We start from the raw sequence: 7,236 nt of genomic DNA on the forward strand, positions 1-7,236 counted from the left end.
GGTGGTGCTGATGACCCTGGTCGGCGGTCTTGGCACGTTGACCGGTCCGATCGTTGGCGCGATCGTGATCATTGCGCTGGAAAACAAGCTGGGCGATCTCGGCAACTGGCTGGCGGTGCTGACGAACATCGAATGGTTCCGCTCGATCGGCGAGTCGGTGACCATCGTGACCGGCTTCATCTTCATCGTCTGCGTGCTGGCATTCCGGCGCGGCATCGTCGGCGAGCTGGTGGAGTACGGCAAGAAAATGCGCAAGCCGCGCGCGGCACCGGTGCAGACGGTTGTCATCAAGGCGGTGGAGGGCTGACGCGATGATGCCGCATGCCTGGTTGCGCTGGGTCGCAGGGTGTGCAGTCGCATCCCTTGCGGTGGTCGCCGCGGCCGCCGACGACATCGTCGTCGGACAGGTCGCGCCCCTGAGCGGCTTGCTGTCCGATACCGGTAAGGACATGGTATTGGGCGCGAAGGTTTATTTCGACTACGTCAACGACCAGGGCGGCGTGCACGGCAGGAAGATCCGGCACGTGGTCAAGGACGATGGCTACAAGGTCGATGAGACAGTGCGGCTGACGAGAGAGGTGATCGACAAGGACGGGGCGGTGGCGCTGATCGGGTTTGCGGGAACAGGCAATGTCGGCGAACTGCTGAAGCAGAAGGTGCTGGAAAAAGCCGGTATTGCGCTTGTCGCGCCGTACACCGGCGGCGAGATCCTGCGCACGCCGTTCAATCCCTATATCTTCCATATCCGCGCCGGCTATGCCGATGAAGCGGAGGGGATCGTCGACCAGCTGCTGCTGCTGAACATGAAACGGATCGGGGTGATGTACCAGGACGATCCGTTCGGCAAGGCAGGGCTGGCCGGCGTGCAGGCGGCATTGAAGAAACGCGGCCTGGAGCTGGCCGCGGTCGGGGCGTACGAGAAGAACACCGATAACGTTGCTGATGCGGTGAAGTCGATCGCGGCGGCCAATCCGCAGGCGGTCATCATGATTTCGGTGAACAAGAGCACCGCCGCATTCAGCAAGCAGATCCGCGCAGCGTCGACCGTGGCCCAGCTGGTGAACATTTCGGTCGTGAATCCAAAGGAAATCGTGCGGCTGATCGGAGCCGAGGATGCACGCGGCATCGCCATCGCGCAGGTCATGCCGTATCCGTACTCACCGACGAACGGCATCGTGAAGGAGTATCACCAGGCGATGAAGAAATACGCGCCGGCGGGCGCGGAGCTGTCTTATACCGGCTTCGAGGAGTTCGTCGGCGCCAAGGTCCTGGTAGAGGGACTGCGCCGGGCCGGGCCGAACGCCAACAGGGAGAAGGTGCTGCGTGCGCTGGAGACGCTGCATGCGTACGATGTGGGCGGCTTCACGCTGAATTTTTCGCCGACCAACCGGATCGGCTCGCGTTTCGTCGAAATTACCGTGATTGGCAAGGACGGCCGCTTGCTTCGCTGACAAGGCAAGCAGCGCTGGCCATCACAAAAGCTTTGTTGTTCCCCAGCAGTTAAGGGTTACGTTCGCGTAACCCTTTTTTTTTACGAAACCATCTTTCAGCGCCTTAAATGCCGGACGGATAGGTTTCCGGAACCTCGCCCTGCTGGGTGTCGGCTTCGCGCTCCAGCGGCCGTACCGCATGGGTCTCGTCCACATGGATGACGGCGTCGAACTGCCGTGAAAGGCTGGCGTGGAAGTAATGGCTGATCCGTTCGCTCTCCGGCAGGTAGACCACGCCGATAGCGCGTTCCAGAAGTTTTTCCTGCAGCATGCCGGCAAGGCGATTGTTTTCGCGCAGCGGGATCAGAAAATTGCCGAGCCCGCAATCGTGGAACAAGCGCTCGTAGCTGTCCGGATGCGAGGGCCTGACCGCCTTCGTCTCGGCCGGCGCTCCCCAGTCCGATGCGGCGGTGACCGTGCCCGCATGCGTAGTGAAGCCGAGCAGGAAGCTGTCTTTCGCCCCGTAGCGCTCCCGCACCAGCTGACCGAGGTTGAGTTGTCCATGCTCGCCCATCTCGGTGGCGCGGGCGTCGCCGAGGTGCGAATTGTGCGCCCAGACGACAATCCGCGGGGCACGGCCGTTGCGGGCAGTCAGGTGACCGCACAGCGCGTCGAGCGTGTCCGCCATGTGGAGGTCGCGCAGGTTCCAGGATTCGTTGCGACCCAGGAACATGGAGCGGTAGTAGGCTTCCGCGTTTTGCGCCACGCGCGCATTCTGCTGCGCGTAAAACAATTCATCCATGTCCCCGGCCTGGTGCGTCGCCGAATGCCACTTTTCGGTCAATTCGGTGAGTTGCCGTATCACTTCGTCTTCGCAGTCCTTGCGCATGCCGAAAGTCGCTGCATACCCATAGCGCTGCGGGTCCTCGGCCAGATGGTCGAAGCAACCGTACCTGGCGCGCGCCTGCGTCGCCGCATCCGGATCCACCTGCGCGAGATAGCCGACTACCGCTTCCATTGACGCGCGGAGGCTATACAGGTCGAGACCGAAGAATCCGACCTTCCGGTGCGCGTCCGCGATCTGCATGTTATGCCAGCGCAGCCAGCTCACCAGTTCGACGATTTCGGTATTGCGCCACATCCATTGCGGGAATCGCTCGAAGCCATGCAAGGCCTGGTCGGCGGAAGCGGCGTTTTTGGACGGTGCGATGAAACGGTTGACCTGCAAGGCATCCGGCCAGTCTGCTTCGACGGCAATGGCATTGAAGCCTTTTTCCAGGATGAGGCGCTTACTGATTTCCGCACGGATACGGTAGAACTCCCGGGTGCCATGCGTCGCTTCTCCCAGCAGGACGAGGGATGCGTCGCCGATCTGTTCAATGATGTCGTCGTACTGGCGCTCGGTCTGCAGGACACGGGCGTCCTGTCGCAGCGCTTCGATCAGGGAATTTCGGAACATCGCAGATCCTTTCAAACTGTTCGTCCGCCGCGCAGTCTGATAGTTCCTGTAGTGCCGCTTTCCGATACCTGCGCGGCGCCTACTACACCGAGCCAGCGAACCCATTTCAGGAGATTGCAATGCAAAGAATTGCCGAGGTCATGACCCGCGACGTGACAAGCGTGTCGCCAAACGAGACCGTGCGCCGTGCGGCGCAGCTGATGGATGAACTCAACGTCGGCGCGCTGCCAGTTTGCGAGGGGTCGAAACTTGTCGGCATCGTGACCGACCGCGACATCACGATACGTGCGGTGGCTGCCGGCCAGGCGCCGGAAAGCGCGCATGTGATGGATGTGATGTCGGGCGACGTGCGCTGCTGCTTCGATGACCAGACGGTCGACGAAGTGATGCAGGATATGGGCGACTCGCAGATCCGGCGCGTCCCGGTAGTGGACCACGATACGCGCGAATTGATCGGTATTGTTTCACTTGGGGATCTTGCAACGAAGCATTCGGCGCAGGTGGATCGCACCCTGGAAGAAATCTCCACCCCCGCCGAGCCGGCCCGGCCGCCGCTCAATTCCTGATTCTCCCATCTTTGCTCCCGCGCGCCTTCCGGCGCGCGGCGGGCTGTCTGATTACCGGTGCAGCCATCGCAGCCAATTAAAAACAAATGATGGCGTGGCAGCCGCCTTGGAGTTGTTTCTAACCGGCATCGTGCCGCGTCTTCAAGCGGCACAGGCAGTGCCTCCGTCCAGGCGCGAACCCGCGTTTCATTTGCGCCTGGCTCGTTACGCCGTGACGCTCGGCGCGCCCCGGATGGGAAATGTGCCGGACATCAGTGTGAACATGAGCGTCTGCGTGCAGGCGGCGAGAATCCCCCGCGCATCGCGACCCGTCCTGCCGGCTGCCACCGGCAGGGGAGGGATGGTGCGACGGCGGACGACATACTCGCCGAGGCCGCCGGCGCCGTAAGTCGCAATCGGGGCAGGCACCGCATGCATGATGAGCATGCCGAATAACGGCGGCCGGCGTCACCCGCCCTGTGCCTGTCGCACCTTGCCATGTACCGCTTTCTGCCAGTGTCGGACGCGTCACAGCGTGCATGAAAGCAAATGCCGGCGACGCCACGTATCCGTACCGCCGTTGACCGCGACAGGCACAGGCCCGGCCTATGGTTTCGGAACGAAGGTCGCCGGGGGCAGTGCGGCAATCACGGCTAGGGTTACGAGAATGACGGCGTTGGCCACCTCCCCGGTTGCCCGTCGGATGAAGTTCGCCACGCCCAGGAGAAGCTGCTGACGATCGTGTATACGATTTGTCACAGCTTCAGTCGAATGAATCTTCGATACGCGCTTCACCCGGCCTGCATGGCACCGCTACGCGCCAGAGGTTCCGCATGTTGTGGCTACAGATTGAGACTTCTCAAGTAGAAGACAACGCTCACGCATACCATTGAAGTCCCATGTCGACAATGGAGCTATAGGATGTCCGGACGCCGCCTCAGCCGCCGCAATTTCATCAAGGGCGCTTCCGCGCTCATGCTTTCCCCGCTCCCCCTGGGCGAACTGCAAGCGCAAACCGGGCTGCGACAGCGTCTCGACTGGAACACCTTCCGCAATACGCGCGACTATGCCTCACTCATGGACGGCATCGCGCGCATGAGGCAAAACACCGACGCCGCGGACAAGCGCAGCTGGGCCTACTGGGTAAACGTGCATCAGAGCTTCTGCCCGCACGGCGTTCCCTATTTTCTCGCCTGGCATCGGGCTTACCTGTATTTCTTTGAACAGCAGCTGCGTGCGGTATCGGGTAACAATGCGCTGGTCCTGCCCTACTGGGATTACTACACCTCGCCGGAAATACCCGCCGAATTCACGAATCCTGCCAGCTACAATTCGTTATATGCGCCGCGCCTGAACACCAGCGTAATCGACGCATTGACGCTCGCGCCGTTCAGCAGCGAAGTGACGGACATGCAGCGCGGCCTGCCGAACTCCTTCGAGGTTTCGATGGAAAACGCGCCCCACAACCCGGTGCACAACATCATTGGCAATGTGATGGCGGACATGCAGTCGCCCACCGATCCGATCTTCTGGCTGCACCACGCCAACGTCGACCGCCTGTGGACCGCATGGGCGCAGGGCGGTGGCGGACGCGAAATGCCTGCCAGCACAGACAGCTACTGGAACGGGACGTTCACGTTTGCGAACAGGCTGACCATGCAACGCAGCAGAACGATCAGTACCCGCAACGACCTGGGTTATTTTTACCAGAACGAACAGATGCCGACCTCTCTTCCGGTCGCGCGCGCACCGACAGAGAGCAGCGGCTTCAAGCTCGCCTCCTTTGGCGGCACGCCGCCGCTGGCACAGCTGGGGCCGCGTACTTCGACCAGCAGGCCGCGCCTCCTGAGCCGCCCCCCGACCGTGAAGTTCCCGCCGTCCGCCGCCCGGGCCACCGGTGCCAATCGGCGCGCCATCGGCGGCGTGCTCAACATCCCGCTGAGCGAAACTTCGGTCAGCACCGAATTGATTATCGACAGCGCTTCCAGCCAGTTGCTGCAAACCGTGGTCAGCAACGCCAGCCCGGCACCCACGCGCAACAACGCCGCGCGCATCGGCGGCATTCCCTACCGGTCAGCGCAACTGGTCCTCGACAGCGTAAGCGTGCACGGCAGCGGCGAGCAGGGCGGCTATTTTTACCAGATCTATGTAAACCTGCCATCCTCCACGGATGTGAACACGGCAAGCACGAGCTACCTCGTCGGCTCCACCGGCCCCTTCGAAATCGCGGCGGCGCATCACCGCGTGCACATGAACCTGGAACCCGGCGGCACCCAACCGGGCACAGTGCGTCTGGTGTTTCCAGTCACGCTGACGCTGAAGAAACTGCTGAGCGGCCCGCCGGGCGGCCTCACGATTTCCTTTGTCCGGGTCAGCGGCAACACGGCCCCTGCAGGCGATGTCATGCACGTCGGGGAAGCGCGTCTGGAGCTTTCGCTGGATCCTGTCCAGTAAGCGGCGTCGCACGGCAATCCTGGCGCTCTCGCAGCGCCAGGATTGCGCCTCCATCTACACCACGTAGTTCGCGGTATCGGACTGCAACAGCGCTGTTCCGACGATCGTCGCCAGCGTGACGTAGGAATTGCCGCCGCCATTGCTGTCGACCCTCACCGTGGTGCCAGTCCCCGACGACGTGTCGAACTGCAGGTAACCGCCGCTGAATGCATTGTTGCCGTTGTAGCCGCTGAATGTCAGCAGCAGATCGCGCAGATTCAGCACGTCGACGCCATTGGCCCCGGTCTTGCTGAAGGCCGTGATGGTGTCGCCGGTCGTGCCGCGGTCAGTGAGGGCATTGAAGTCGAATACGTCATTGCCGCCGCCACCGGTCAGCGTGTCATTGCCGCCATTGCCGGTCAGGATATCGTTGCCCGCTCCTCCCGTGAAGCGGTCATTCCCGGCACCGCCGTTGAAGGCGTATGAGGCTGTTGCCTCGGTTTCCGCCGCCGCATTCACCGTCAGCGTGTTGCCGCTGCCGAGGACGAATCCGTCAATCGTCATCTGCTGGCCGGCGCCCAGCGTGCCATTGCTCATCGTCAGGTTGTAACTGCTGCCGGCCTGGGTCACCAGGACTTCGACATTCGTCACGGTGGTCGCGCCAAAAGTGAGGCCGGCGCTGTAATTGCCATTCAGGTAGACGAAGTCGATGCCCGCGCCGCCATCGATCCGGTCGCCGGCGTTCAATTGCGCCCCGGCGTAGATGCTGTCGCGCCCGCCGCCGCCGCTGATCGTGTCATTGCCGCCGAAGCTGATATCGAAGGAATCCCAGCTTGCGCCGCCGGTCAGCGAGTCATTGCCGGCGCCGCCGGTCATGAAGTAGCTCGAATTCGCCTCGCTTTCGGCGGATCCATTGACCATGAGCGTGTTGGCGGAACCTAGTGCCGAACCATCGATGCTGAGAGTGGCGTTGACCACGGTAGCGTCACTGGTGGTCAGGCTGTAGTTGTTGCCCGCGCTGACGACTATGCTTTCGACGTTCACCAGCGTGCTTGCGCCGAATGTCACACCGGCCGTGTAATTACCGTTCAAAACCAGGGTATCCCGTTCCGTGATGTCATCAAGCTCGGTGCCGCCGTCAATGCGGTCGGTGCCGGAGAACGCCGCACCGGCAAGGATGGTGTCATTGCCAAGGCCGCCGGTCACGGTGTCGGCGCCGCCGGCTGAGATATCGAAGGTGTCGTCGCTGCTGGTCCCATTCAGGACATCGTTACCGGGGGTGCCGGCGATGATCGATTCATTGGCCACATCGGTGACGGTGACCGCGATCGCCTGGGTGCTGGTCAGGCTGCCGTCGCTGGCCTGCACG

5 protein-coding genes and 1 pseudogene are annotated in these 7,236 nt (G+C 62.3%); 4 read left to right on the forward strand and 2 right to left on the reverse strand.

From position 1 onward, the window contains the following. Both VEC01_RS09100 and VEC01_RS09105 read left to right on the forward strand, forming a co-directional pair. Positions 1–307, forward strand: a pseudogene (locus VEC01_RS09100) (hypothetical protein); the annotation flags it as partial. Positions 308–311: 4 nt separating this feature from the next. Next, positions 312–1,451, forward strand: a complete 1,140-nt coding sequence (locus VEC01_RS09105) for an ABC transporter substrate-binding protein (RefSeq protein ID WP_324900496.1) — start codon at positions 312–314, stop codon at positions 1,449–1,451. Positions 1,452–1,554: 103 nt separating this feature from the next. Here the strand turns inward: VEC01_RS09105 and VEC01_RS09110 are convergent, their stop codons facing one another. Then, complete coding sequence (locus VEC01_RS09110) at positions 1,555–2,889, reverse strand: erythromycin esterase family protein (RefSeq protein ID WP_324900497.1); 1,335 nt, start codon at positions 2,887–2,889, stop codon at positions 1,555–1,557. 119 nt (positions 2,890–3,008) lie between these two features. Here VEC01_RS09110 and VEC01_RS09115 point away from each other — a divergent pair, with 119 nt between their 5' ends. Further along, positions 3,009–3,455: a CBS domain-containing protein gene (locus tag VEC01_RS09115; RefSeq protein WP_324900498.1), complete on the forward strand. Its 447-nt coding sequence runs from the start codon at positions 3,009–3,011 to the stop codon at positions 3,453–3,455. A gap of 900 nt (positions 3,456–4,355) precedes the next feature. Beyond that, on the forward strand, positions 4,356–5,888 hold the full coding sequence (locus VEC01_RS09120) for a tyrosinase family protein (RefSeq protein ID WP_324900499.1): 1,533 nt from the start codon (positions 4,356–4,358) through the stop codon (positions 5,886–5,888). Between the two features lie 54 nt (positions 5,889–5,942). Here VEC01_RS09120 and VEC01_RS09125 read toward each other — a convergent pair. Further along, the coding region (locus VEC01_RS09125) for a calcium-binding protein (RefSeq protein ID WP_324900500.1) at positions 5,943–7,236 on the reverse strand (1,294 nt) is incomplete at its 5' end.

The organism is Noviherbaspirillum sp., assembly GCF_035627455.1.
Lineage (GTDB): Bacteria > Pseudomonadota > Gammaproteobacteria > Burkholderiales > Burkholderiaceae_D > Noviherbaspirillum.